The organism is Sinomonas sp. P47F7, from assembly GCF_049332655.1.
Classification (GTDB): domain Bacteria; phylum Actinomycetota; class Actinomycetes; order Actinomycetales; family Micrococcaceae; genus Sinomonas.
In genome coordinates this window covers 1,126,234-1,152,170 of the sequence record NZ_CP186327.1, presented here as the reverse complement: position 1 = coordinate 1,152,170, position 25,937 = coordinate 1,126,234, and the positions used below count along the sequence as shown (strand labels likewise).

Annotated in this window: 21 protein-coding genes; 6 read left to right on the top strand and 15 right to left on the bottom strand. The window is 70.7% G+C overall.

Features of this window, described 5'->3' with window-relative positions; genetic code table 11:
* Window positions 1-21: 21 nt before the first annotated feature.
* From ACOKR1_RS05560 to ACOKR1_RS05535, 6 genes are all read right to left on the bottom strand, one after another.
* Complete coding sequence (locus ACOKR1_RS05560) at window positions 22-1,521, bottom strand: CoA-acylating methylmalonate-semialdehyde dehydrogenase (protein WP_422935721.1); 1,500 nt, start codon at window positions 1,519-1,521, stop codon at window positions 22-24.
* 84 nt (window positions 1,522-1,605) lie between these two features.
* Complete coding sequence (iolD, locus tag ACOKR1_RS05555) at window positions 1,606-3,561, bottom strand: 3D-(3,5/4)-trihydroxycyclohexane-1,2-dione acylhydrolase (decyclizing) (protein WP_422936562.1); 1,956 nt, start codon at window positions 3,559-3,561, stop codon at window positions 1,606-1,608.
* Between the two features lie 29 nt (window positions 3,562-3,590).
* The gene (locus tag ACOKR1_RS05550) at window positions 3,591-4,484 is read right to left on the bottom strand and encodes a Cgl0159 family (beta/alpha)8-fold protein (protein ID WP_422936561.1); all 894 of its coding nucleotides are present in this window, start codon (window positions 4,482-4,484) and stop codon (window positions 3,591-3,593) included.
* A gap of 113 nt (window positions 4,485-4,597) precedes the next feature.
* A complete protein-coding gene (iolC, locus tag ACOKR1_RS05545) occupies window positions 4,598-5,587 on the bottom strand; it encodes a 5-dehydro-2-deoxygluconokinase (RefSeq protein WP_422935720.1) in 990 nt (329 codons plus the stop codon).
* Between the two features lie 143 nt (window positions 5,588-5,730).
* Window positions 5,731-6,135, bottom strand: coding sequence for a tautomerase family protein (locus tag ACOKR1_RS05540; protein ID WP_422935719.1), 405 nt, complete (start codon window positions 6,133-6,135; stop codon window positions 5,731-5,733).
* A 165-nt stretch (window positions 6,136-6,300) separates the two neighbouring features.
* Complete coding sequence (locus ACOKR1_RS05535) at window positions 6,301-7,767, bottom strand: sugar porter family MFS transporter (protein WP_422935718.1); 1,467 nt, start codon at window positions 7,765-7,767, stop codon at window positions 6,301-6,303.
* Window positions 7,768-7,949: 182 nt separating this feature from the next.
* Between ACOKR1_RS05535 and ACOKR1_RS05530 the strand changes: the two genes are divergently transcribed.
* Complete coding sequence (locus ACOKR1_RS05530) at window positions 7,950-8,912, top strand: LacI family DNA-binding transcriptional regulator (protein ID WP_422935717.1); 963 nt, start codon at window positions 7,950-7,952, stop codon at window positions 8,910-8,912.
* On the opposite strand, the gene ACOKR1_RS05525 is transcribed toward ACOKR1_RS05530, so the two are convergent.
* The 4 genes from ACOKR1_RS05525 to ACOKR1_RS05510 all read right to left on the bottom strand — a co-directional run bounded on the left by ACOKR1_RS05525 (window position 8,887) and on the right by ACOKR1_RS05510 (window position 13,084).
* On the bottom strand, window positions 8,887-9,909 hold the full coding sequence (locus ACOKR1_RS05525; RefSeq protein ID WP_422935716.1) for a 2-hydroxyacid dehydrogenase: 1,023 nt from the start codon (window positions 9,907-9,909) through the stop codon (window positions 8,887-8,889). The two genes, ACOKR1_RS05530 and ACOKR1_RS05525, sit on opposite strands and share 26 nt — an antisense overlap.
* Window positions 9,906-10,880, bottom strand: coding sequence for a hydroxymethylglutaryl-CoA lyase (locus ACOKR1_RS05520; RefSeq protein ID WP_422935715.1), 975 nt, complete (start codon window positions 10,878-10,880; stop codon window positions 9,906-9,908). The genes ACOKR1_RS05525 and ACOKR1_RS05520 overlap by 4 nt, the downstream gene beginning before the upstream one ends.
* Window positions 10,877-12,145 (bottom strand): CaiB/BaiF CoA transferase family protein, encoded by a 1,269-nt coding sequence (locus ACOKR1_RS05515; protein WP_422935714.1) that lies wholly within the window; start codon window positions 12,143-12,145, stop codon window positions 10,877-10,879. Before ACOKR1_RS05515 ends, ACOKR1_RS05520 begins: the two co-directional genes overlap by 4 nt.
* Before the next feature lie 93 nt (window positions 12,146-12,238).
* Window positions 12,239-13,084, bottom strand: a complete 846-nt coding sequence (locus tag ACOKR1_RS05510) for an IclR family transcriptional regulator (protein WP_422935713.1) — start codon at window positions 13,082-13,084, stop codon at window positions 12,239-12,241.
* A gap of 217 nt (window positions 13,085-13,301) precedes the next feature.
* Between ACOKR1_RS05510 and ACOKR1_RS05505 the strand changes: the two genes are divergently transcribed.
* Window positions 13,302-14,690 carry an MFS transporter gene (locus ACOKR1_RS05505; RefSeq protein ID WP_422935712.1) on the top strand — a complete coding sequence of 463 codons (1,389 nt, stop codon included), beginning with the start codon at window positions 13,302-13,304 and terminating at the stop codon, window positions 14,688-14,690.
* Between the two features lie 6 nt (window positions 14,691-14,696).
* Here the strand turns inward: ACOKR1_RS05505 and ACOKR1_RS05500 are convergent, their stop codons facing one another.
* Window positions 14,697-16,019, bottom strand: coding sequence for a CynX/NimT family MFS transporter (locus tag ACOKR1_RS05500; RefSeq protein ID WP_422935711.1), 1,323 nt, complete (start codon window positions 16,017-16,019; stop codon window positions 14,697-14,699).
* A gap of 206 nt (window positions 16,020-16,225) precedes the next feature.
* Between ACOKR1_RS05500 and ACOKR1_RS05495 the strand changes: the two genes are divergently transcribed.
* Entirely contained in the window at window positions 16,226-17,599 is a 1,374-nt protein-coding gene (locus tag ACOKR1_RS05495; protein ID WP_422935710.1) for an FAD-binding oxidoreductase, read from the top strand.
* Between the two features lie 149 nt (window positions 17,600-17,748).
* On the top strand, window positions 17,749-18,504 hold the full coding sequence (locus tag ACOKR1_RS05490) for a flavodoxin family protein (protein ID WP_422935709.1): 756 nt from the start codon (window positions 17,749-17,751) through the stop codon (window positions 18,502-18,504).
* Window positions 18,505-19,090: 586 nt separating this feature from the next.
* On the opposite strand, the gene ACOKR1_RS05485 is transcribed toward ACOKR1_RS05490, so the two are convergent.
* Together ACOKR1_RS05485 and ACOKR1_RS05480 are read right to left on the bottom strand one after the other, a co-directional pair.
* On the bottom strand, window positions 19,091-19,561 hold the full coding sequence (locus ACOKR1_RS05485; RefSeq protein WP_422935708.1) for a nucleoside deaminase: 471 nt from the start codon (window positions 19,559-19,561) through the stop codon (window positions 19,091-19,093).
* Complete coding sequence (locus ACOKR1_RS05480; protein WP_422935707.1) at window positions 19,561-20,628, bottom strand: zinc-dependent alcohol dehydrogenase family protein; 1,068 nt, start codon at window positions 20,626-20,628, stop codon at window positions 19,561-19,563. Before ACOKR1_RS05480 ends, ACOKR1_RS05485 begins: the two co-directional genes overlap by 1 nt.
* A 67-nt stretch (window positions 20,629-20,695) precedes the next feature.
* On the opposite strand from ACOKR1_RS05480, the gene ACOKR1_RS05475 reads away from it, so the two are divergent.
* Window positions 20,696-22,345: a LuxR C-terminal-related transcriptional regulator gene (locus ACOKR1_RS05475; RefSeq protein WP_422935706.1), complete on the top strand. Its 1,650-nt coding sequence runs from the start codon at window positions 20,696-20,698 to the stop codon at window positions 22,343-22,345.
* A 186-nt stretch (window positions 22,346-22,531) separates the two neighbouring features.
* Window positions 22,532-23,671, top strand: coding sequence for a flavin-containing monooxygenase (locus ACOKR1_RS05470; RefSeq protein ID WP_422935705.1), 1,140 nt, complete (start codon window positions 22,532-22,534; stop codon window positions 23,669-23,671).
* Window positions 23,672-23,795: 124 nt separating this feature from the next.
* On the opposite strand, the gene sucD is transcribed toward ACOKR1_RS05470, so the two are convergent.
* Together sucD and sucC are read right to left on the bottom strand one after the other, a co-directional pair.
* Window positions 23,796-24,731, bottom strand: coding sequence for a succinate--CoA ligase subunit alpha (gene sucD / locus ACOKR1_RS05465; RefSeq protein WP_422935704.1), 936 nt, complete (start codon window positions 24,729-24,731; stop codon window positions 23,796-23,798).
* A gap of 13 nt (window positions 24,732-24,744) precedes the next feature.
* Window positions 24,745-25,914 (bottom strand): ADP-forming succinate--CoA ligase subunit beta, encoded by a 1,170-nt coding sequence (gene sucC / locus ACOKR1_RS05460; protein ID WP_422935703.1) that lies wholly within the window; start codon window positions 25,912-25,914, stop codon window positions 24,745-24,747.
* Between the last annotated feature and the right edge of the window lie 23 nt (window positions 25,915-25,937).

The following is a 25,937-nucleotide window of genomic DNA, read 5'->3' as shown; positions in this document are numbered from 1 at the left end:
GACGGCGCAACGGGATGAGGGCTAGTTGGAGGGGAAGTTGTAGGAGGCGCCGGAGGCGTGGGTGGGCTCGGGCCAGCGCTGGGTGATGACCTTGCCGCGGGTGTAGAAGGAGACGCCTTCTTCACCGTAGATGTGCTTGTCGCCGAAGAGCGAGGACTTCCAGCCGCCGAACGAGTGGTACGCGACCGGGACCGGGATCGGGACGTTGATCCCGATCATGCCCACGTGCACGCCGCGGTGGAACTTGCGGGCGTTGGACCCGGAGGAGGTGAAGATCGCGGTGCCGTTGCCGTACGGGTTCGAGTTGATCAGCTCGATGGCCTCCTCGACCGTCTCGACCCGCACCACCCCCAGGACCGGGCCGAAGATCTCCTCGGTGTAAGCGCTCATCTCGGTCCCGACCCTGTCGATCACGGTGGGCCCGAACCAGAAGCCGTTCTCCTTGCCGGGGACGGTGAACTCGCGCCCGTCCACGACCAGGTCCGCCCCGGACTCGGCCGCCGCGGTCACGATGGACCTCATCCTCTCCTTCGACGCCGCGGTGATGACCGGGCCCATCTCCGCGCCCGGGTCCGTGCCCTCGGCGACCTTGACCGCCTCGGCGCGCTCGGCGACCTTGCCCACGAGCGCGTCGGCGACCTCACCGACCGCGACGGCGACCGAAATCGCCATGCACCGCTCCCCCGCGGAGCCGAACGCGGCCGCGGCGAGGTGGTCCGCGGCGTTGTCCAGGTCCGCGTCCGGGAGGATGATCGCGTGGTTCTTCGCCCCGCCGAGGGCCTGGACGCGCTTGCCGTGCGCCGTGGCCGTCTCGTGCACGTACTTCGCGATCGGGGTCGAGCCCACGAAGGAGATCGCGTCCACGTCCGGGTGCCGCAGGAGCCCGTCCACGGTCTCCTTGCCCCCGTGCAGGACCTGGAACACCCCATCCGGCAGGCCTGCGGCCTTCCAGAGCTTGGCCAACAGCAGCGAGGCAGAGGGGTCCCGCTCGGAGGGCTTGAGGATGAACGTGTTCCCGGTCGCGATCGCCACCGGGGCCATCCACAAGGGCACCATGACGGGGAAGTTGAACGGGGTGATCCCGGCCACGACCCCGAGGGGCTGGCGGTAGGAGAACACGTCGATCCCGGTCGAGGCCTGGTCCGAGTACGCGCCCTTGAGCAGCTGCGGGATCCCGCACGCGAACTCCACGACCTCCAGGCCGCGCCCGATCTCGCCCTTCGCGTCCGAGAGGACCTTGCCGTGCTCGGCCGTGATGAGCGCGGCGAGCTCGTCGATGTGTGCCGCGACGAGCTCGCGGAACTTGAACAGCACCGCGGTGCGCTTCGCGAGCGAGATGTCGCCCCAGGTCTCGGCGGCCTTGCGCGCGTTCGACACCGCCGTCTCGAGGTCCGCCACGTCGGCGAGCCGCAGCTCCCCGGACTGCTCGCCCGTGGCCGGGTTGAACACCGGCTGCGTCCGCGCGCCGATGCCATTGGTCTCTTCACCGTTGAGGAAATGCGGAATGGTCCTGACAGTCATGATTGCTCCTTCGCAAGGGGAATTGTGGCTAGTGGGCGGGCATGCTGGCCCAGGGCGGACGACGGCGGGGCCCACCCGAGCGGCTCAGCCGAGGAGGGGCCTCTGCCGGGACTTGTGCTCGACGTAGGTGGCGAACGCCTGCTTCGTGGACTCGAGCTCGGAGGCGCCGGAGACCGGCACGTCCCACCACGACTCGGAGCTCGGGGCGTCGATGAGCGGGTCGGACTCGATGTGGATCACGATCGGTCCCGAGCCCTCCGGCGCGGCCTTGGCCTTGGCGACGGCGGCCTCGAGGTCGGCGATCGCATCCGGGCCCGGCTCGATCCGGTAGACGGTGACGCCGAGGCTCTCGGCGTTCGTGGCGAGGTCGATCGGGAGCTTCTCGCCGTCGTCGAACGTGTGGTGCTCGCGGTCCAGGGTGCGGTACTTCGTGCCGAAGCGCTGCGAGCCGAGGGACTCGGAGAGCGCGCCGATCGAGGCATAGCCATGGTTCTGGATGAGCACGACGATGAGCTTGATGCCCTCCGCGACCGCCGTCACGAGCTCGGTGTGCATCATGAGGTACGAGCCGTCCCCGACCATGACGACGACGTCGCGCTGGGCTTCCCGCTGCTCTTCACTGGCCTGCGAGGTTGCGTCGAGCGCGGCGCGCTTGACGCCGAGGCCGCCGGGGATCTCGTAGCCCATGCAGGAGAACGCGTACTCGACGTGGTAGCCCCACGGGTCGCGCACGCGCCACATCTTGTGCAGGTCGCCCGGGAGCGAGCCGGCGGCGCAGATGACGACGTCGCGCGGGTCCATCGCGCGGTTGACCGCGCCGATGATCGCGTTCTGGGAGACGAGCGGGGAGTAGTCCTGGGCGAACGCGGCGTCGACCGTCGCGTCCCAGCGGCCCTTCTCCGAGGCGACCGCGGTCTCGAGGTCCGCGCCCACGCGGTAGCCGCCCAGCGCCGTCGTGAGCTGCACGAGCGCCTTGCGCGCGTCGGCGACGATCGGCAGCGAGGTGCCGTGCTTGTAGGCGTCGATCGCGGCGACGTTGATGTTCACGAAGCGCACGTCCGGGTTCTGGAACGCGGTGCGCGAGGCCGTGGTGAAGTCCTCGTAGCGCGTGCCGATGCCGATGATGAGGTCCGCCTCGCGGGCCAGGGCGTTGGCCGCCGTGGTTCCGGTCGAGCCGATCGCGCCGAGCGCCTGGGGGTGGTTCCACGGCAGGACGCCGACGCCGGCCTGGGTCCAGCCGACCGGGATGCCCGTGGCCTCGGCGAACTCGGCCAGCGCGTCGTGGGCGAACGCGTACAGGACGCCTCCGCCGGCCACGATGAGCGGGCGCTTCGCGGCCCGGATCGCCTCCGCGGCCCGGGCGATGTCCTCGGCCTCGGGCTCGGGGCGGCGGATGCGCCACTCGCGCTCGGCGAGGAACTCCACGGGCACGTCGAAGACCTCGGCCTGGACATCCTGCGGCAGGGCGATGGTCACGGCGCCGGTCTCGGCCGGGTCCGTGAGCACGCGCAGGCCGTGCAGGAGCGCGGAGAAGAGCTGCTCGGGGCGGTTCACGCGGTCGAAGTACTTGGAAAGGGGCCTGAACGCGTCGTTGACGGTGATGTCGTAGCCGTGCGGCTGCTCGAGCTGCTGCAGGACCGGATCGGCGGCGCGCGTCGCGAACGTGTCCGAGGGCAGCAGGAGCGCCGGGAGCCGGTTCGCGGTCGCGAGGGCCGCGCCCGTGAGCAGGTTCGACGAGCCGGGGCCGATCGAGGTCGAGATCGCGAACGTCTGGCGGCGGCGCGTGTGCCGGGCGTAGCCCACGGCCTGGTGCACCTGGGCCTGCTCGTTGCGGCCCTGGTAGTACGGCATGAGCGTGGGGTCCGCGACCTGCCACTGCTTGAGGGCCTGGCCCACGCCCGCGACGTTGCCGTGGCCGAAGATCCCGAACATGCCGGGGATGAGACGCTCCCGGTAGGCTCCGCCAGAACCAGAGCCGCCCACGGTATCAACTGTGTACTGCCGGCCCAGGAACTCCACGAGCACCTGGGCGACGGTCATCCTGCGGGTCTTGGTCCCAGAGCTGATGGTCACTGTGCGGCCTCCTTGAGGTGCGCTCCCGCCCCGGCGGGGATTACTTGGGTGTGCAGAAGCGATGCCGCCGCGGCGACGGCTCCGGCGACGTCCCCGTCCGCCGGGTACAGCAGAGTCCGGCCCACGGTGAGGCCCTGGACGCCCGGGAGCGCGAGCGCCGCGCCCCACGAGGCGAACACTTCGTCCTGGTGCCCGGTCGGATCGCCGCCCAGGAGCACGGTCGGCATGGTCGTCGAGGCCATGACACGTTCCATCTCCTCGACCACCGGCAGCTTCATCCACGTGTACGCGCTCGTTGACCCGAGGCCCGAGGCGATCGCGACCGACTTGATGACCGCGTCCGCGGACAGATCGTTCTTGACCTTGCCGTCCACCCACGAGGACAGGAACGGCTCGACCATGGCCACGAGCCTGCGCTCGGCAAGGGAGTCGATGGCCCGCGCGGTGGCCTCGAGGAACGGGGCCGTCGCCGGGTCGCCGAGGCAGATGCGTGTGAGCATCTTGCCGCCGGTCGCGCCGATCGCCTCAAGTGCCGCCGCGGTGTGGCCCGTGAAGCGGTCGTCGAACTCGTTCACGAACCCGGCGAGGCCGCCGCGGTTCATCGAGCCGAACAGGAGCTTGCCCTCGAGCGCGCCGAGCAGCAGCAGATCGTCCATGATGTCAGGGCTCGCGAGGACCCCGTCCACGGCAGGGTTGGCCAGCGCGATCTGGATCCGGTCCAGCAGCTCGCGCCGGTCGGCCATCGCGTCCGGGCGGCCCTGCGCGGCGAGCGCGCCGCGGGCCGGGTGGTCGGCGGCGACGATGAAGTTCTGCTTGCCGAGGACGACGCCGGGGTGCGGCTTCCGCTCGCGGGCCGCCCGGGCGATGGCCTCGGGATCCTCGAGCCGGATCCTGGTGAGGCGCTCGTAGCGGCGGGGGTCGTCGTCGAGCGTTCCCTTGGGGAGAGCCTGGGGTGCGGTAAGGGTGGGTGCCGCGTGCGGCGATGCGGGCGGGTAGGAAATGCTCACTGGGCCACCGCCTCGGGGACGAGGCGGCCGCGCTCCGCGAGGAGCGAGGTGACCTCGGCCGGCGTCGGCATCGCGTCCGCGCACGAAAGCCGGGAGGCGACGATCGCGCCCGAGGCGTTCGCGTAGTCCAGGACCTGGGCGAGCGGCCAGCCCGAGAGCAGGCCGTGGCAGAACGCGCCGCCAAACGAGTCCCCGGCGCCGAGGCCGTTGAGCGTCTCGACCGGGACCGGGGCCGAGACCACGCGCTCCGTGCGCGTCTTCGCCATCACGCCCTCGGGCCCGAGCTTCACGACCGCGATCTCGACGCCCGCGGCGAGGAGACGGTCCGCCTGCTCGTCCGGGGTGCCGTGCCCGACCGCGACCGCGCACTCCTCCTCGTTGCCGATCGCGACCGTCACGTGCGGCAGGACCTTGGCGACCTGCTCGCGGGCGGCGTCCTCGGAATCCCAGAACATCGGCCGGTAGTCGAGGTCCAGGACCGTGAACTGGCCCTCCGCGAGGCCGGCGCGCGGGCGAGCCTCGTGCGCCGCGATGTGGGCGGACCGGCTCGGCTCCTGGCACAGCCCGGTCACCGTCGACCAGAAGATCCGGGCCGTGCGGATGGCCTCGGTGTCGAGTTCCTCCGCCTTGATCTGAAGGTCCGGTGCCGTCGGGAGGCGGCCGTAGAAGTACAGCGGGAACTCGTGCGTGGCGGGCATGATCGCGCAGAAGGTCGCCGGCGTCTGGAGGCCCGCGACCGGAGTCACGAAGCGATCGTCGACGCCGAACTTGGCCAGCTCCCGGTGGAGGTACTCGCCGAATGGGTCGTCGCCCGTCCGGGTGACGACGGCGGTGCGGCGCCCGTGCCGCGATGCCGCCACCGCCACGTTGGACGGCGAGCCGCCCAAGTACTTGCCGAAGCTCGTGACGTCCGCGAGGCCGACGCCGATATCGTTGGGGTAGATGTCGACGCTGATGCGCCCCATCGTGAGAACGTCGTAGGTCACGATTGCTGTGCCTTTCGTGCTGATGTCCCGGGATCCCGGGCCGGCTGCGCTGCCTGTGGCGGCGGCCACAGATCAACTCTGCTACAGAATTAATGTCCTGTCAAAGGTTTGTGCTGACATGCCGTGCGCGCGCGGCGAGGGCCCTAACGGGCCGGAACGGCGAGCTCTCCCGTGACATACTGCGCCCGCCCGAAGCCGAAGGACCAGTCCCCCGCGCCGTTCTCGACGTAGCCGATGAACACATCCTCGCCGGGCACGCCCACATCCGCGAGGTTCGCCGCAATCGCCGCAAAGAGCGCCTCCTTGGCCTCCTGCGTGCGCCCGCCCTGCGTGAAGATCTGGATCATGACCACGCCGCCCGTGCGCTCGAAGCCGAGACCCGCATCCTGGGCCACGATCTGACCCTGCACGTGCTCCGTGACGACGTGAAAATAGTCGCGCTCCGGAATTCGGTACTCGGCGAGGATCGCGTCGTGGATCGCGCGGCTCAGGCGCGTGATCTCATCCGAGGTGCGGCCGGCGTTGACATCGATGCGGATCAGGGGCATGGGAAGCTCCTTCGATTGATTTTGTCCTGACAACTTTACAATATCGCCTTCAGTGAAGCGATGCAATACTTTGTCCTAACAAAGTATATGGGCGACGTCGGCACACTCCTAGCGTGCCGACGTCGCCCATGCTGGTGCCTTCCTAGGAAGGCATGGCGCTTGTGCCTAGGAAGAAACGGCCTGCTTCTTGTGGACGAGGTAGATCGCTCCGGTCGTGACGTCCTCCTCGAGCGCCTCGAGCGTGCGGCCACGGCTCTCCGGCACTTGGGTGATCACGAAGATCAGGGCCAGGGCGCCAACCACCGCGAACAGGAAGAACGTCCCGGTGATCCCCATGGCGGCCACCATCGACGGGAAGTACAGCGAGAGGAAGCCGTTGACCACCCACAGGGCGAACACGGCCACGCCGATGCCGAAGCCGCGCATGTGCAGCGGGAAGATCTCGGAGAGGTAGACCCAGACGGCGACGTTGAGGAATGTCTGCATCGAGCCGACGAACGCGACCACGAGGAACAGGATCACGAAGGGACGGGCCGGATTGCCCACCGGCAGGGCCATCGAGGCGATGCCGATGAGGATGTGGCAGGTCGTCGTGAGCGAGAGACCGGTGATGAACGTCTTGCGACGGTCGAGTCGGTCCATCATCCGCAGCGCGATGATGCCGCCGATCACGGCAATCACGCCAGGGGCAATGTTGGCGATGAGGGCGCCGTCCTTGCTGAAGCCCGACTCGGTGAGCACGGTTTGGCCGTAGTACATGATCGAGTTGATGCCGGTGAGCTGCTGGGCCACGCCGAGGCCGATCGCCACGAGCAGGATGCGGAAGAGGTTCTTGTTCGAGAAGATGGCGCGCCAGCCGATCTGGTGGCTCTCCCGCTCCTCCTGGGCGATCTGCTCGACGTCGGCGAGCTCGGCGGCCGCCCGGTCGACTGAACGCACGGTCTGCAGGACCGCGAGGGCCTCCTGGCGGCGGCCCTTCTCGACGAGCCAGCGCGGCGACTCGGGCATGCGCAGCATGCCGAAGAAAAGCGCGAGGGCGGGCAGCGCGCAGATCGCGAACATGATGCGCCAGACGCCGCCGACGTTGCCGAAGACGTTGCCGATGATGGCGTTGACCACGAACGCGGCGAGCTGGCCGACCACGATCGCGAGCTCGTTCCGACCGGCGATCGAGCCGCGGATTTCGAAGGGCGCGAGCTCCGCGAGGAAGACCGGCACCACGGTCGAGGCGCCGCCGACGGCGAGGCCCAGGAGGATGCGGCCGAAGACGAGGACCTCGAAGTTCGGCGTCGCCACGACGGCGACGGTGCCGGCGAAGAACAGGACGGCGAGCAGGATGATCGTCTTGCGGCGGCCCCAGGCGTCCGAGAGGCGCCCGCCGAAGATCGCGCCGATCGCGGCCGCGAAGACGAGGGAGGCGGTGACAACGCCCTCGGTGATCGGGGTCAGCCCGAGCTCCGTGGACATCGGGCTCAGCGCGCCGTTGATCACGCCCGTGTCGTAGCCGAAGAGGAGGCCGCCGAACGTCGCGACGAGGGCGACGAGGCCGAGCCGCTGGCGGTGGGGGCCGTTGGTGAGGGGCGGGAGCGGTGACGAACTCGACGTTCCGCTCTGCGCAGATGCGGTGGCCATTCAGGACTCCTTTGTCGTGCTGGCGGGCCCCTTGGTGACCCGCCTCCACATAAGACTAACGCGCGAAAGATTCAAATGTAAGGTCAAACGGACAAAATTTCCTGGGATCCCGCCCGTGCGACGATGTTGGAGTGAATCGCCCCGCCGCGACCGGACGGCCCCGACCCGTCACGCAGGAGGACGTGGCACGCGCAGTCGGCGTGTCCCGGACCCTCGTCTCGTTCGCGTTCAGGGGCACCCCCGGGGTGAGCGAGGAGACGAAGCGGGCCATCCTCGAAGCCGCGAAGCGTCTGGGCTACCGGCCCAATGCGGTCGCCGCCGATCTGGCGAGCAAGCGCTCCTCCGCCGTCGGCCTCTACCTCCTGGACCTCCGCAACGAGGTGTACGTCGACATCTTCAGCGGGGTGCGCGAGGCCCTCGGCCAGGGCCGGAACCGGCTCATCCTGAGCGTGTCCCACTCCACGAGCGGAGTGGACGAAAGCTCGGTCGGCTCGCTCATCGAGGCGCGCGTGGGGATCATCATCGCCGCGACGCTCGTCGACACGGATCCGGAGATCCAAGAGCTCGCCCGGAGCGTGGCGCTCGTGAACGTCGCGCGGCGCGTGGACGGCGTCGACAGCGTGTACTCGGACGATTGGGGCGGGGCGCGGGCCGCGACGGAGCACCTCCTGGCGCTCGGGCACACGCGGATCGCCCACGTGACGGGCCCGCGGAACGAGAGCCACGAGGTGCGGTGGCGCGCGTACGAGGCCACGATGCGCCACGCCGGCCTCGCGCCGCGGGTCATCTTCGCGGACGACTACACGCAGGCGGCCGCGGAGCAGGCCGCGGTGTCCCTGCTGAGGGGCCCGAACCGCCCCAGCGCCGTGTTTGCCCACAACGACGAGCTCGCCCTCGGCATCCGCGAGGCGGCGTGGAAGCGCGGGCTGACCGTCCCGGGCGACCTCTCGCTCGTGGGCTACGACAACTCTCGGCTCTCGCGGCTCCACGGCATCGACCTGACCTCCGTGGACCTGCGCGCGCTCGAACTCGGGCGGGCGGCGGGCGCCGCGGCCCTCGAGCGGCTCGCCAATCCCGAGGCCCCCGTGGTGGACCGGCGCCTCGATTCCCGCCTCATCGTCAGGAGCTCGACCGCGCCCCTCTGACGGGCTCCGACCACGCCTGCGGGTTCACGGCGTGCTCGGGGGTCTGGCCCGCGGCCATCGCGATCGCATTGAGGGCGCTCAGGCGGGACATCTCGGCGCGCACCGGCACCGTGGCGCTGCCGATGTGGGGCAGGAGCACGGTGTTGGGCAGCTCCGCGAGGCCAGGGGCCAGGAGCGGCTCGTCCTCGAAGACGTCCAGGCCCGCGGCCGCGATCGTGCCGGCGCGCAGCGCCTCGACGAGCGCGGCCTCGTCGACCACCGGGCCGCGAGCCGTGTTGATGAGGATCGCGGAGGGCTTCATGCGGGCCAGGACCCGGGCGTCCACGAGGTGATGCGTCTCCTCGGCGAGCGGCACGTGAAGCGAGAGGAAGTCGCTCGACGCGACGAGCTCGCCCCACTCGACTTTCCGTACCCTTCCCGCGAACTCGCCGAGCTCGGCGTCCTCCACGGGGCGGTCGCCGGGCGGCCGCGGAGCGAAGAGCACCTCCATCCCGAAGCCGAGCGCACGGCGGGCCGTGGCGCGCGCGATGCGCCCGAATCCGGCGAGGCCGAGCGTCCGGCCGGACACGTCGGCGCCGAGCAGGAGCTCCGGCTCCCACCCATGGAATCGGCCCTCGCGAACCATGCGGTCCGCCTCGACGACCCGGCGGGCCGTGCCGAGGATGAGCAGCATCGCGACGTCTGCCGTGGCGTCGGTCAGGACCCCGGGCGTGTTGCCCACCACGATCCCGCGCTCGGTCGCGGCGGCGACGTCGATGTTGTTGTAGCCGACCGCGAAGTTCGAGACGCCCCTGACCTTCGCGCGGCCCAGCAGCTCGGCGTCGATGCGGTCCCTCAGCTGGGTCAGGACCACGTCGTAGTCGCCGCTCGCGCACAGCGCCGCGAGCTCCGCGTAGGAGGGAGGCGCGTCCAGCACGGTCACGTCCGCGGCCGCCGCCAGGAGCGAGGGGCCGGGCTCGGGGATCGGCGTGGTCACGAGGATCCGGGCGCGCGTCACAGGGCACCCTCGCACGAGGGCTCAAGCTCGCTCGGGATGACCCATTCGAACGCGCTCGCCTTCGATCGCGCCCCCTGGGCCGCCTTCGAGCGGTTGGGCTCGCCGAGCTCGCCGAGGAGCGCTTCCGAGCGGCCGACGACGGCGGCGAACGTCGCGGGGTCGAGCCACCCCGGGCGCGTGGCGAAGAGGAGGTCCTCGCTCGAGGTGTTGCCGCTCGCGCCCGGCGCGAACGGGCATCCGCCCAAGCCGCCCAGCGCGCCGTCGACCACGGCGGCGCCCGCCTGTGCCGCGGCGAGGGAGTTCGCGACCCCCTGCCCCCACGTGTCGTGGCCGTGGAACACGATCCGGCGCGCCGGGGTCTCCGCGGCGACCCGGGAGACGAGGTCCGCGACCTGCCCGGGGAACGCCTGGCCCAGCGTGTCGCAGATGACGACGTCGTCCGCGCCGTGCGCCCGCGCGTCGTTCGCGATGTCGATGACCCGCTGCGGATCGACGGGGCCCTCGAACGGGCAGGTGAAGGAGGTCGCGATGCACAGCTGGATCCGGCCGCCCGCCTCCTTCGCGAGGGCGATCGCGTCCGGCATGGCCGCGAGGCTCGCCTCCGTGCTCCGCCCGATGTTCGCGAGGTTGTGCGCGTCCGAGGCGGAGAAGCAGTACTGGACGTTGCGGGCGCCCGCGGCGATGGCCTTCTCGACGTGCCGCGGCGTCGCGACCCAGATCCAGCAGCGCTCGAGCTCCTCAGGCGTGAGGCCCGCGACGACCTCGAGCGTGTTGGCCATGGGCGGGACGAGGTCGGGCCGGGCCATCGAGCCGATCTCGAGCTCGGGCACGCCGAGGCGCAGGAGATCGCGGGCCAGGCCGATCTTGTAGTCGGTGGGAAGGAGCTTCCCCGTGAGCTGGAGCCCATCGCGGAGCGTGACGTCCCGCAGGAGGGGGCCGCGGGAGGGCCTCTGGGCGAAATCGTAGGTCACAGAAGCACTCCTTCGGCGGGTGTTCCTTCGGTCTGCGCGATCGTCGCGTCGATCTGGTCCTCGCTCATGCCAAGGACGTCGGCGAGCACAGTGCGCGTGTGTTCCCCCAAGTCGGGTCCGAGGCTGCGGATCGGGAGCGACTGGCCGCCGATCACGGGGACGATGCCCGGGAAGCCGACGTTCTCGAGCAGCTCCTCGCCCGTCGAGACGGGGAGGCGCTGGATCATGTTCCGGGCCGCGTACTGCTCGTCGCGGCAGATGTCCGCCGCGGTGTAGATCGGACCGCTCGGGACCCCTGCCGCGTCGAGGATGCCGAGCGCCTCGGCCTGCGTATGGCGCGCGGTCCACGCGCCGATGGCCGCGTCGAGCTCCTCGCGCCGCGCCCACCGCGCGTCGTTGTTCGCGAGCTCGGGATCGTCGACGAGGTCCGGCCGCTCGATGACCCGCATGTAGCGCTGGAAGATCGAGTCGCCGTTGCCGGCGACGACGATGCTCGCCCCATCGCTGCACACATACGCGTTCGACGGCGCGATCCCCTCCATGCGCCCACCCGTCCGCTCGCGCTTGAGGCCGTACGCCTCGTAGTCCGGGACGAGGGACTCCATCATCGAGAGCATCGCCTCGTTGAGCGCGACGTCGATGATGCGCTCCCCGAGGACGACGGCGGGTTGGCCAGCGCCGCGGCGCGTCTCGCGCTGGTAGAGCGCCATGACCGAGCCGAACGCCGCGTACAGGCCCGCGATCGAGTCGCCGATCGAGACCCCGACGCGAACGGGCGGGCGGTCGGGGTCGCCCACGAGTTCGCGGAAGCCGCCGACGGCCTCGGCGACGGCCGCGAATCCGGGCCGGGGCGAGAGTGGCCCGGTCTGGCCGAACGCGGAGACGCGCGTGATGATGAGCTCGGGGTTCGCCTCATTGAGGACGTCAGGGCCCAGGCCCCACTTCTCGAGCGTTCCCGGCCGGAAGTTCTCGAGCAGGACGTCGCAGTGCCGGGCGAGCTCGAGGACGAGTTTGCGGCCGGCCTCGGTCCTGAGGTCGAGGACGATCGACTTCTTGTTGCGGTTGATCGTCCGGTAGAGCATCGACGTCGTTCCGGTCTGGAGGCGCCAGTTCCGCAGCTCGTCGCCCGTGCGCGGCCGCTCGACCTTGATGACCTCGGCCCCGAAGTCGGCGAGCAGTCGCCCGGCGGTCGGGGCCGCGATGTAGTTGCCGAGTTCCAGTACGCGGACTCCGGCGAGCGGGGCGATCTCGTGGTCTTCGTGCATGGTGCTCCCTTGCGCAGGCTTTCCTACATTATGAGCAGCAACCCACAAAGTGGGCAAGCCTTGTCGGTCACCCGCCGCCGGCGGCCCGCGAGGTCAGCGCGGGAGCCGGCCGCCGATGAGGCGCGTGGCCTGCTCCGCCGCCGCCACGAGCGGATCGATCCACGCCCGGCATTTCTCCGGGGTGACGCGCAGCGACGGCCCACTGATGCCGAGGGCACCCATGAGGTCCCCCATCGAGTCGAAGACGGGCGCCGCGAGTCCCGTAGCACCCTCGTCGCGCTCGTCGGACGTCATGGCGTATCCGTCGCGCCGCGTCTGGTCGACGTCCGCTCGCAGCTTGGCCGGATCAGTGATCGTGTGCTCGGTGAGGCGCTCGAGCGTCGTCGAGAGGGCGGTGGCCGCGGCCTCGGGATTCCACGCCATGATGACGCGCCCCGCGGAGCCCGCATGGAGCGGGAGGATCTTCCCGACGTGCATCTCGCGGCGCAGGCCGTGACGGGTCTCTGCCATGGCGACGCACACGCGGAAGCCCTCCTCGAGGCGGAACAGGGTGACCGTCTCCCCCGTCGCGTCGCGCAGCCCCTCGAGCACTGGCTTGACGATCTCGAGCTCGTCGAGACCGCGCGTTGCGGGCGCCGCCCAGTACGCGAACTTGACCCCGATCCGCACCCGGTCGCCCTCTCGGTCGAGGAACTCTTCCGCGACGAGATTCGCGACGAGTCGCTGGACGGTCGAGGTGGGGTAGCCCGTCGCGGCGCGGATCTCCGAAAGCGTCAGGGCCGGTCGGGAGAGCGTGAAGGAGTCGAGGATGCCACGGATCTTCCCCAGGACGAGCAGCGGCTTGACGCCGCCCGAGAGCTCTCGGGCCCCGTCCCGACGCGCGGGAGGCTCGGTCCCGCCCTCGTCGTCGTCCCAGGCTTCCCGGCCGGATGCGGTCACGGCGGACCCCTTTACTGTCGAAGCTGTCCTCTTGCGGAGTCTAGTCGGCCCGCGCGGGAGCCATCCGGGCAGTTCCGGGAAAGGGTCTACCCAACTCGTGTGACGTGGGTTATATTCGTCCTTGGCTTCACATCGTGGTTATATAACCACTCTGTAGGTCGGCGGACATCGGGTCCGGACGGCCTTGGCCGATGGCCAGTCTTCAAAGGAGAAAACCATGGCGTCAGTGCCATCCACTACCGCGCAGGCGGGCAGCGTCGGGTTCGCCCTCGACCGCCTGCCCGTGGGCAGGGTCCACTGGAGGGTCGTCGTCGCCGTCGGCCTCGGGCTCTTCTTCGACATGTACGAGGTCTTCCTCTCAGGCACGATGAACGTCGCGCTCGACAAGGACTTCCATCTCTCCGGGCTCGAGCTGAAGCTCCTGCTCGCCTCGGCGTTCCTCGGAATGTTCCTCGGTGCGGCCACCCTCGGCCGCCTCGCGGACCGCATCGGGCGGCGCAAGGCGTTCCTCTTCAACCTCGCGTGGTACTCCGTGTGGTCGATCGTGGGGGCCTTCTCCCCGAACGCCTGGTTCCTCGTGTTCGCCCGGTTCATGGCGGGCATCGGCGTCGGCGCCGAATACCCCGTCGCGGACGCGTACCTCTCCGACGTCCTCCCGAAAGACAAGCGTGGCCGCCTCGCCACCTGGGCCTACACGGCCTCGTTCGTCGCCGTCCCGGTGGTGGGCTTCCTGGCCTTGGGGCTCAACGGCACGACCGTCCTCGGCGTGTCCGGCTGGCGGTGGCTCCTCGCCCTCGGAGGCGCGGGCGCCGTCGTCGTCCTCTTCCTCCGCCGCTCCCTCCCGGAGTCGCCGCGCTGGCTCGAAAGCGCTGGCCGGAAGCAGGAGGCCGTCGCGGCGCTCGAAGTCTTCGCGCAGGGATCCGGCGTGGGCGTGGGCGAGCTTGAGGCGGCGGCGTCCGCCCCCGAGGCCCCGGCCGGCGCAGCCCTCGACGCGAAGCGCAGCCTCGCGCGCCTCGCGAAGGCGCCCTACCGCAACCGCCTCGCGATGCTCGTGGTCTTCCACCTGTTCCAGACGTTCGGCTACTACGGGTTCGGAACGCTCGCCGCGACCGTCCTCGTGGCGAGCGGGCACACCGTGACGAACTCGCTCCTCTTCACGGCGCTGTCCTTCCTCGGCTACCCGATCGGCTCGCTCCTGTCCACGCCGCTCATCGCGAAGTTCGAGCGCAAGCACCTGCTCATCGCGTCGATCCTGGCCCTCGGGGCGAGTGGCGTGGCGTTCTCCGTCTCGCAGTCCGACGTTCTCATCGTCGTGTTCGGGTTCCTCACGACGCTCATCAGCAACGTGTTCTCGAACGTCTTCCACATCTACCAGGCCGAGATCTTCCCGACCGCGCTGCGGGCCACGGCCGTCGGCTGGACGTATTCGCTCTCGCGGATCTCGAGCGGTGCCCTGCCGTTCGTCCTGCTCCCCGTGCTGGACGCCTTCGGCGCACTCTCGATGTTCAGCGTGGTCGCCGTCGCGCTGCTCATCGTCGCGGTCACGGTGGCCGCGATCGGGCCGCTCACCACCCGCAAGAGCCTCGCCGAGATCAACCCCCTGTGACGCGCCTCAGCCCTTCCTGCCCACTGCGGCATCGACGCTGGGCGGGGCTCCCTCACGGGGTCCTCGCCCGCCGTCGTGCGTGCGGATCGCCGCGAGGCCGCACACGGCCATGACGACGACGGCGCCGAGGACGAGCAGGAACGGCGCCGTCCAGCCGCCCGCGGCGTCGCGCAGGAGGCCCATGAGGATGGGCCCGGTCGAGGCGAAGCCGTACCCGACCGACTGGATGAACGCCGTCATGCGCCGGTTCTCGTCGAGCGTGCGGGCGCGCTGGATGACCACCGTGAAGAGGACCGTGAACGTGCCGCCCTGGGCCACCCCGCCGAGCACGGCCCACAGGGGCCAGAGATCGGCTGCGACCAGGAGCCCGGCGGGCAGGATCACCCAGCAGACCGCCACGACGAGGAAGAGGGCCTGCGGCCCCCACCCGAGGACGCGGGAGAGCGCGGGAATGAGCAGCGGGCCTACGATCGCGAAGAGCTGGAAGAGGCTCGCCGCGAAGCCGGCCTCGGACGGCGTCATGCCCCGGGTCTGGACGAGGAACGTGGGAAGCCACAGCGTGATCGCGTAGTAGCCGAGATTGTGCAGCGCGAACGCGACCGTGAAGAAGCGCATCATCCGCCGGTTGGCCGGGCTCAGCTTGGCGCCCGGGACGGCGGGCAGCGAGCCGGTCTGCGTCCCCGGCTGGCCCTGCGCGGCGCGGAGCTCCGCACGACGGCGCGCGGCCGCCCTCGCGATCGGGCCCGGGAACTCGGCGTCGGACCAGCGGGGGCCGTCCTTCGACGGCGGGAACACGAACAGCCACGTTCCGGCCGCAACCGCCGTGATGCCGAGCCACGAGACGAGCGACCACTGCCACCCAACCATGCCCGCGAGCGGCGCCGTGAGCGCCGAGGCGAGGGTCGTGCCCACGTTGACGGCCGCCGTCGTGAGCCCGGTCATGAGCGCGGCGCGGTGCGGGAAGTCGCGCCCCACGAGCAGCGGTGTCGCGACGTTGACGATCGTCATCGCGACGCCGATCACGATTGTGCCCGCGAGCGCGCCGGGCGCGCCGCCGAACGAGCGGAGGGCGATCCCGGCGGCAAGGCCTCCGAAGAAGTACACGACCGCGTGGTTGATGCCGATCCGGCCGATGAACCACGCGGCCGCGGGGGTGACGAGCCCGAAGCACAAGACCGGGATGGCCGTGAGGAGGCCCGCGAGCGCGGCGCTCAGGCCCGTGTCGTGTTGGATCCCACCGAGCACGGGGCCGAGGCCCACGAGCGGAGCGCGCGCGTTGAGCGACATGAGGCCGACGGCGACGAGGCCCAGGGCGGCGGCGCGGCTCATCCGGCGATTCACGGGGGTCCTTTCGAAGGGAAATCGGTCTCCAGCCTCTCACGCGGGGGCGCCGCGCTGCACAGCCGTCCGTCGCGCGGCCCGGCCGTCCCCTCTGCGGCACAGCCGTCCCGGAGAGGCATGACCGTCCGGCGTGCGGGGCGGTCGTGCCTTCTCCGGGCGGTCATGAAGCGAGAGGGACGGTTATGCTCTCGCCCATGACCTCGGACTCGAGCTCCTCCCCGACCCCCGCCGCCGTCATGTCGGCCCACCCCCGCGCTACAGCGGATCTCGAGGCGCGCCGGGCCGCGGCGACCGACCGCTCGGGCTACGTCCCCGCATCGCCGCCGGACGCCGTCGTCCGCTGTGAGTCCGTGGATGACGTCGTCGAGGCGCTCCGCCTCGCGCACGCCCGCGGAGTTCCCGTGGTTCCGCGCGGTGCCGGGACCGGGCTCGCGGGCGGGGCGAGCGCCCACGCGGGGCAGGTCGTGGTGGACGTGCGCGGGATGAACCGGATCCTCAGCATCGATCCCGTGGAGATGGTCGCGGTGGTGGAGCCCGGCGTCCTCAACGCCGAGGTCAACGCGGCCGCGGCCGAATTCGGGCTGTTCTACGCGCCGGACCCGGCGAGCACCGCGATCTGCTCGATCGGGGGCAACATCGCGACCAACGCGGGCGGGATGTGGTGCGCAAAATATGGCGTCACGCGCGAATCGGTGCTCGGGCTGCGGGTGGTGCTGCCTGACGGGCGCGTGCTCCGGACCGGGCGGTCCACGATCAAGGGGGTCACCGGCTACGACCTCACGGCGCTGCTCATCGGGTCCGAGGGCACGCTCGGGATTGTCGTCGAGGCGACGGTTCGACTGCGGCCGCGCCCGGTGCGGACCGAGACGCTCGCGGCGTACTTCCCGGACGTCGAGACCGCCGGAAGGGCCGCCTCGGCCATCACGGCCGCGCGGATCCAGCCCTCGATCCTCGAGCTCATGGACGGGCCGACCCTCGGCGCAGTCGACCGCGCCGAGGGGACGCGGCACCGCGAGCTCGGCGGGGCTTTCCTGCTTGCGCAGACCGATGGGTACGGCGCGCACCTCGAACTCGACGAGATCGTGCGGGCCATCGAGCCTTTCGCGACGTCGATCCACCGGGCGGCCGGAGCCGTCGAGGCGGCCGCCCTGGTCAAGGCACGGCGCGATGCCATCCCCGCGCTCGAGCGCCTGGGCCGCGTGTCGATCGGCGACATCGCCGTGCCGCGCAATCGGCTCGCGGAGGCGTTCGCCGGGCTCAACGACATCGCGGCGAGCACGGGCGTGCGGATCTTCAGCGTCGCGCATGCGGCGGACGGGAACCTGCATCCGATGATCGTGGTCGGCCCCGACGAGTCGATCACGGAGGGGCCGGCCAAGGTCGCGCTGGGCGAGATGTTCCACCTTGCGCAACGGCTCGGAGGGACGCTGACCGGGGAGCACGGCGTCGGGCTGCTCAAGCGCGAGTGGGTCGCGGAGGAGCTCGGCGAGACCTCGCTCGCGCTGCAACACGCGATCAAGGCGGCGTTCGACCCCGCGGGGATCCTGAATCCGGGAAAGGCGATCTGACGGGTGCCCGCTCTCAAGGCCGCGACTGCCGAGATCGGTGGCGGGTTACCGCGGGCACTGACACTCGGCCCTGCGTCGCCCCTCCCCTCACCCGGCCGCGCCGCCTAGCATCAGGGGGAACCAAGGGGCCCCGACGGAAGGAGCCGGCCATGCTGCCGGAGTCAGTCCAGAAGTTCATCGACGCCGAGATCGCCGCCAATCCCACCGACTTCACGGACCTCCGCGCGGTCTACCTCAACGGCACGCTCAAGCCAAGCCCAGAACAGAGCCACACGGATGGGCTCCTCGCAGTGAGCAAGCATGTGCTCGAGGGCGTGGGCGCGCGGGTGGACGTGGTGCGCGGCGTCGACCACGACATTCCGCCCGGCGTCTACCCGGACATGCGCGAGCACGGCTGGGCCACGGACGAGTTCCCCGAGATCTACCGGAGCCTCATCGAGCCCGCGGACATCGTCGTCATGGCCACGCCGATCTGGCTCGGCGACCAGTCCTCCGTCACGCGCAAGCTCGTCGAGCGGCTGTACGGCTGGTCGGGAGAGCTCAACGCGGCCGGGCAGTGGTCCTATTACGGGAAGGTCGGGGGCGTCATCGTGACCGGCAACGAGGACGGCGGGAAACACTGCGCGGCCCAACTCCTGTACGCCCTCAGCCACATCGGCTTCACGATCCCCCCGCAGGCCGACTCGTATTGGAACGGCGAGGCCGGCCCGGGTCCGTCATACCTTGACGACAACCGCGGCGCCCAGAACCACTGGACCACGCGCAATACGGTCTTCGCCGCCTGGAACATGCTCCACACGGCCCGGCGGATCAAGGATGCGGGCGGCATCCCCGTGTACGGCAACGTCACCTTCAACTGGGACCTCAGCAGCCAAGACCACCCGAACCCGGAGTACCGCGGGTAGGGACGACGGCGGCGATCACCCCAGCGTCGAACCGCCCCGGCTGGTTCAGGGCGCGGTTGCGACGGCGAAGACTCGCCGGACGCGGTCGAACCCCGCGAGGGTCCGGAGGGGGCCGGGAGCCCGAGGTGGCGCTGCTTGAGTTCGTCGCGGCGCGTGCTTCCGGGCATGTTGGCGTACCAGCCGTCAAAATATTCCGCTGATCCAGATCGAGCCGCGTTCACGGGGACCACGATGCCACAGGACCGCGACGGCGCTTGAGGATCGGGGCGCCTTGTCCGCACCGGGGCGGCTTCCCCGCATTGGGTCGGCGGGCCCGCGGCCCCAGTGCGGCCAAGGGCGCCCGAAGTCCCCAAGCCCCGGCGGCAAACGCCCGCCAAGCGGTCCGCGCCCCGGCCACGCAGCCCCGGAGGCGGCGCGCCCGGCTCAATCCGTGTGTCCCAAGCCAGGCGCGCCTGCGCGAGCGCGGCGGGAGGCCTGAACGGCCCCGCCATCGACGCGCGGCACGAGCAACTACTTCCGTCCCCAGTGCGGTCGGTATGCAACGTGCCTTTCACACCCTAAGCAGCTCAGGGGACGGATCCGCAAGTCATGTTTCGGCAATGTCCTCGGCCCAGAGCTCCGGTGAATCCCGCTGAAAGTCCTCCATGAGCCGGACGCAGCGCTCGTCGTCAAGCACCACGACGTCGACCCCACGCGACCTCAGCAGCTCGAGCTCGCCGGGAAAAGTCCGCTCCTCCCCCACGACCACGCGCGGGATCTTGAACTGGATAATGGTCCCCGCGCACATCGCGCACGGCGCGAGCGTCGTGTAGAGAACCGTGTCGCGATACGTCCCCTGCCGGCCCGCCGCCCGGAGCGCGGACATCTCGCCGTGGGCGATCGGGTCGCCGTGCTGCACGCGCTCGTTATGGCCGACGGCGATCACCTCACCTCCGCGGACGAGCGCCGCCCCGATCGGGATCCCGCCCTCGCGGAGCCCCTCGCGCGCGGCTTCGAGGGCCGCCTCGAACCCGGGATCGAACTCCTGATCAAGACCGAGCTCCCCCGAAGCGACCATCAGCCGACCCTCGCGGGCCGCAGCATGACCTTGATGGCGCGCCGCTCGTCCATTGCCGCATAGGCCTCCGCCGCGTCCTCGAGCGGCATGACGGCATCGAACACGAGGCCGGGCTCGATTGCCCCGGACAGGACGTCCGCCAGCAGCTCCGGCAGATACGCGCGCGTCGAGGCGGCACCGCCGCCCACGGAGATGTTCTTCGAGAACAGCAGCCCGATGGGCAGCTCGGCCCCGCCCGCAGGCACGCCCACGAAGCCGAGGCTTCCGCCGGGCCGCGTGCAGCGGAGCGCCTGGTCCATGGACTCTGACGTCCCGACGCACTCAAGAACGGAATCGGCCAGCACGCCCCCGAGCAGCTCGCGGACCTTCTCCGCCGCAGCCTGGCCGCGCTCCGCGACGACGTCGGTCGCGCCGAACTGCCGCGCGATCTCGGCGCGGTCCTCGTGCCGCGACATCGCGATGATGCGCTCGGCTCCCAGACGCCTCGCGGCGAGCACGCCGCACAGTCCCACGGCGCCGTCGCCCACTACCACGACGCTCCGGCCGGGGCCCACGCGCGCGGCGAGCGCCGCGTGGTGGCCCGTGCCCATGACGTCGGAGAGCGTCAGGAGGCTCTTGAGCAGCGGCTCGTCTGGGTCGCTGACACCGGGAACAGGCACGAGCGTGCCGTCCGCCATCGGGACGCGCACGCGCTCGCCCTGCCCCGCGTCGACGGGGAAGCCATCCTCGTCCGAGCCACCCCACGAGGCGCGATGCTCGCACGCGACCTGGACTCCGTTGCGGCACTGCGGGCACTCGCCGCACGAGACCGCCCACGGGGCCACGACGAGATCGCCCACCGCGACCGTCGCGACGTCCGCCCCGACCGCCTCGACGACGCCCACGAACTCGTGGCCGATCGCGTGCGGGTGCTCGACGGCGCGCACCCCGCGATATGGCCACAGGTCCGAGCCGCACACGCACGCGGCGGTGACGCGCACCACCGCATCCCCGGGCAGCCGCAGCACGGGGTCGGGCCGGTCTTCGACGCGGATGTCTCGGGGCGCGTGGATAATCGTGGCTCGCATACAACCTCCTGGATCGCGAGGTGGGACCGTCGGGCCCGGGTGTTCAGCTCCCAACCTACTGCGGTCTATGCTCGTCAGCGAGGTGGTCCGCATGCCCCAGACCCTGCCCGACGACGGCCGTCGGCTCTACGACGCCCACTCTTGGACCGACGCGCTGACGGCGTTCGAGCGCGCCGACAGTGCCGAGCCGCTCCCCGCCGTCGACCTCACGCGTTACGCGTTCAGCGCATTCCTCGTGGGCCGCGAGCAGCAGTGCATCGACCTCCTGGGCCGCGCCTTCCGCGGCTTCCTCGACGCGAACGACGGCGCCGCTGCCGCCCGCACCGCGTTTTGGCTCGCTGTGACGCACTCCACGCGGCGCGATGCGGCCCGCGCCGAGTCATGGGGCCGCCGGATGGCCGGGATCGTCGACGACGAGGGCCTCGACGCCGAGCGCGCTCTCGTCGCCACGGGACTGGGCCGCGTTGCGCTCGAGTCCTCGAATCCGGCCGATGTGAAGCACGCCCTTGACCTGTCCCGCGAGGCGATCGTGATCGCGCGCCCGGCGAGGGACACGGACACCGAGGTGCTGTCGCGGCTCACCGCGGGCTGGGCCCTCCTGCGCCTCGGCAGCACGTCGGAGGGCCTTGCCGAACTCGACGAGGCGATGGCAGCCGTGACGTCCGGCGAGGTGCGGACTCCCCTCGTCAACGGGATCGCATACTGCTCGGTGATCGCGGCGTCGCTCAAGGCGTCCGACGTCGCGCGAGCGCGCGACTGGACCACGGCCGCGACCGACTGGTGCGCCCAGCACCCCGATCTCGTGCCGTTCCGCGGACTGTGCCTCGTCCACCGCTCTGTCGTGAAGATGTTCGACGGCGACTGGCAGGGGGCCCTCGATGAAGCCGTCACCGCGAGCCAGCGGCTCTTGCCGATCGACACCGGCCATGCGCACTATCAGCTGGGCGAGCTTCACCGGCTCGCGGGCCGGTTCGCCCAGGCCGAAGACGCCTACCGGCTCGCGAACGCGGCCGGGCGTCGGCCCGAACCCGGGCTCATGCTCCTGCGTCTCGCGCAGGGACGCACGGACGCGGCCGCCGTTTCGGCGCGGCGGCTCAACTCCGAGCTGAGCCTGCCCGGAGAGCGCGCCGAGTTCCTCCCCGCCTTCGTCGACGTCATGGCCGCGGCCGGCGATCACGCCGCTGCGGCGGCGGGCGCCGAAGAGCTGGCCCGGCTCGCGGACTCGAACGGTTCGGCGTTGCCGAGGGCCCTTGCGCTCACGGCCGCCGGAACAGCCCTCTGCGCGTCCGGCGAGGCCGCCCTCGCCGTCGCGAAGCTTCGCGAGGCGTCCCTCGCGTGGCACGACCTCGGAATGCCCTACCCCGAGGCGCGGGCTCGCGCGACTCTCGGCCACTGCTATGCGGCCCTCGGCGACGACGACGCCGCCGCCCTCGAGGTCGAGGCTGCCCGCGGGACGTTCGAACGGCTCGGCGCCCAGCCCGACCTCGCGGCGCTCCCCGGCCACGCGCCGTCGTCCGGGCCCCTCACCGCGCGCGAACTGGACGTCGTGCGGCTCGTGGCCAAAGGGCTCACCAACCGGGCCGTTGCCCAGGAACTCGTGCTGAGCGAGAAGACCGTGGCGCGTCATTTGGCGAACATCTACACGAAGCTCGGGATCGCCTCGCGCGCCGCCGCGACGGCCTACGCGTACGACCACGGCCTCCTCGCGCGCCCCTGACCGTTGCGCCGTCACGTCTGCAGGGTGTGCACCCTGCAGACGTGACGGCGCAAGCCCGGGGCTGCACAGAATTACCCACGCCCGCGCGCGGCGATTTGCACGATCCGCCCGACGCGGCGGCTCACCCGCCCGCCGTACCGTCGAATCAGTGGCCCGAACGGCGGGCCCTTGGCTCAGGAGGGCATCATGACCAGCATCGAGCCCCTCGCGCGGGACGCTGAGGCCGGCGGCGGCGATCGCGTCGAAACCGTCGTCGTCGGGGGCGGACAGGCCGGACTCGCGAGCGCGTATTGGTTGGCCCAGGCTGGCCGGGAATGCGTCGTCCTCGAGAAGCGCGATCGGATCGGCGACCAGTGGCGCGAGCGATACGACTCCCTCCGCCTCTTCACCCAAGCCCGCTTCAACGGGCTCCCCGGGATGCCATACCCCGGCCGCCGCACGGCGTACCCCACGGCGGCGGAACTCGCGGATTACCTCGAAACGTACTCGAGCCTCATCGGCGTTCCGGTGCGCACAGGCGTCCGCGTGACGTCGGTAGACACCGACTCAGGCGGCGGCTTCGTGCTCGAGACGAGCGCGGGCCGGCTGACGGCGAGCAATGTCGTTCTCGCGATGGGCAGCGACGCGGTCCCCAAGATCCCCAGCGTGGCAGCGGAGCTCGACCCGGGCATTCGCCAGCTGCATTCAATCGGGTACCGTCGGCCGGGCCAGCTTCTCCCGGGTCCCGTGCTCGTCGTGGGCGCAAGCCAGTCGGGGGCGGACATCGCCCTCGAGGTCGCGCGGGCCGGGCACGAGACGTGGCTTTCAGGCCGGCACCACGGCGAGATTCCCGTGGACGAGCGGATTGGTGGGCCCATCATGTGGTTCTTGGCGAATCGGGTGTTCACCCTCAAGACGCCGATCGGCCGCACGATGCGTTCCAAGATCCGCGGCGGGGGCTCCCCGCTCATCCGCACGCGGCGTGCCGACCTCGACGCCGCGGGCGTCCGGCGGACGCAGGCCCGCACGGTCGGCTCGCGGGACGACCTGCCTCTTCTCGACGACGGAACCGTCCTCGACGTCGCCAACGTCGTGTGGTGCACGGGCTATCGCCCGGACTATTCGTTCGTTCGCCCGCTCCGCGCCGGCGACGACGGGTACCCGGCCGAGACCGAGGGCGCGGCCAACGGCGTGCCGGGCCTGTTCTTCGTCGGGCTCATCTTCCAGCGGGGCTTCTACTCGCACCTCGTGGGCGGCGTCGGGCGGGACGCGCGCTTCATCGCGGATCGGATCGCTGCCCGCGCTGCCAAGGGTCGCCTCCCGCGCGCCAGCTCCCTCGGAAGCTGACCCCCAACACGTGCGACGGCGGCCGGCCCCTTCCCCGCGGGAGGCACCGGCCGCCGTCGTACGTTTCGTTGCGCCGTCACGTCCGCAGGGTGTGGACCCCGCGGACGTGACGGCGCACGCAGAATCAGAGGTTCGACTGCACCTCGTGGGTCGGGTAGACCGTGCGGAGGAGGTGCGCGGTCTCGGACGGGGTCTTGCCGACCCTGACGCCCGCGGCCTCGAGGGCCTCCTTCTTGGCCTGGGCCGTGCCGGAGGAGCCGGAGACGATGGCACCGGCGTGGCCCATCGTCTTGCCCTCGGGCGCGGTGAAGCCGGCCACGTAGCCGACCACGGGCTTCGTGACGTTGTTCTTGATGAACTCGGCCGCGCGCTCCTCGGCGTCGCCGCCGATCTCGCCGATCATGACGATCGCCTTCGTCTCGGGGTCCGCCTCGAACGCCGCGAGGGCGTCGATGTGCGTCGTGCCGATGACCGGGTCGCCACCGATGCCGATCGCGGTCGAGAAGCCGAGGTCACGGAGCTCGTACATCATCTGGTAGGTCAGCGTGCCGGACTTCGAGACGAGGCCAACGCCGCCCTTGCCCGTGATGTTCGCCGGTGTGATGCCCACGAGCGCCTCGCCCGGGGTGATGATGCCGGGGCAGTTCGGGCCGATGATGCGCGTGATCTGCCGGCCCTCGACGTCCTTCTTGGACTGCGCGAGCGCCCAGAACTCGGCGGAGTCCTGAACCGGAACGCCCTCGGTGATGACCACGACGAGGCCGATCTCGGCCTCGATCGCCTCGACCACAGCGTCCTTCGTGAACGCCGGCGGGACGAACACGATCGACGTGTCGGCGCCGGTCTCGGCCATGGCCTCCTTGACCGAGGCGAACACGGGGAGCTCGATCTCGGTCCCGTGCTGGTCGGCGTGCTTGACGGTCGTGCCGGCCTTGCGGGCGTTCACGCCGCCCACCACGTTCGTTCCGGCCGCGAGCATGCGGGCGGTGTGCTTGGAGCCCTCGCTGCCCGTGATGCCCTGGACGATGACCTTGTTGTTCTTGTTGAGGAAGATCGACATGATTCTTCGTCCCTTACTTCGCAGCGTAAGCGAGCTCGGCGGCCTTGTCGGCGCCCTGGTCCATGTTCTCCGCGAGGGTGACCAGCGGGTGGTTGGCCTCGTGGAGGATGCGGCGGCCCTCGTCGACGTTGTTGCCGTCGAGGCGCACCACGAGCGGCTTGTTCGCCGAGTCGCCGAGCTTGGCGAGGGCGCCCACGATGCCGTTGGCCACAGCGTCGCACGCCGTGATGCCACCGAAGACGTTCACGAACACGCTCTTGACCTGCGGGTCGCCGAGGATGATCGAGAGCCCGTTCGCCATGACCTCGGCCGAGGCGCCGCCGCCGATGTCGAGGAAGTTCGCCGGCTTGACGTTCCCGTGCGCCTCGCCGGCGTACGCGACGACGTCGAGCGTCGACATGACGAGGCCCGCGCCGTTGCCGATGATGCCGACCTCGCCGTCGAGCTTGACGTAGTTGAGGTCCAGGGCCTTGGCCTTGGCCTCGAGCGGGTCCTCGGAATCCTTGTCGGAGAGCTCCTCGTGCTCCTTGTGGCGAATCGCGGCGTTCTCGTCGAGCGAGACCTTGCCGTCGAGCGCGATCAGGTCACCGGAGCCGGTCTTGACCAGCGGGTTGACCTCGACGAGCGTGGCGTCCTCACCCTTGAAGACGTCCCACAGCTTGAGGATGACGTTCGCGACCTTCGCGTGGAGCTCGGGGGCGAAGCCCGCGGCCTCCGCGATCTCGGCGGCCTTGGCCTGGTCGATGCCCGTGCCCGGGTCGACCGCGATCCGCGCGAGCGCCTCGGGGCGCTCGACGGCGAGCTGCTCGATCTCCATGCCGCCCTCAACCGAGCACATGGCGAGGTAGTTGCGGTTCGAGCGGTCCAGCAGCACGGAGAAGTAGTACTCCTCGGCGATGTCCGCGCCGGCCGCGATCATGACCTTCTTGACCGTGTGGCCCTTGATGTCCATGCCGAGGATGTTCTGCGCGTGCGCGAACGCCTCGTCGGGGGACTTCGCGACCTTGACGCCGCCGGCCTTGCCGCGGCCTCCGACCTTGACCTGCGCCTTGACGACGGTCACTCCGCCGATCTTCTCGGCAGCAGCCTTGGCTTCCTCAGGGGTGTGCGCAACGATTCCGGCCAGCACGGGCACGCCGTGTGCCTCGAACAGATCGCGCGCCTGATATTCAAACAGGTCCACGGTTCAGTGTCCTCTACGTCGAA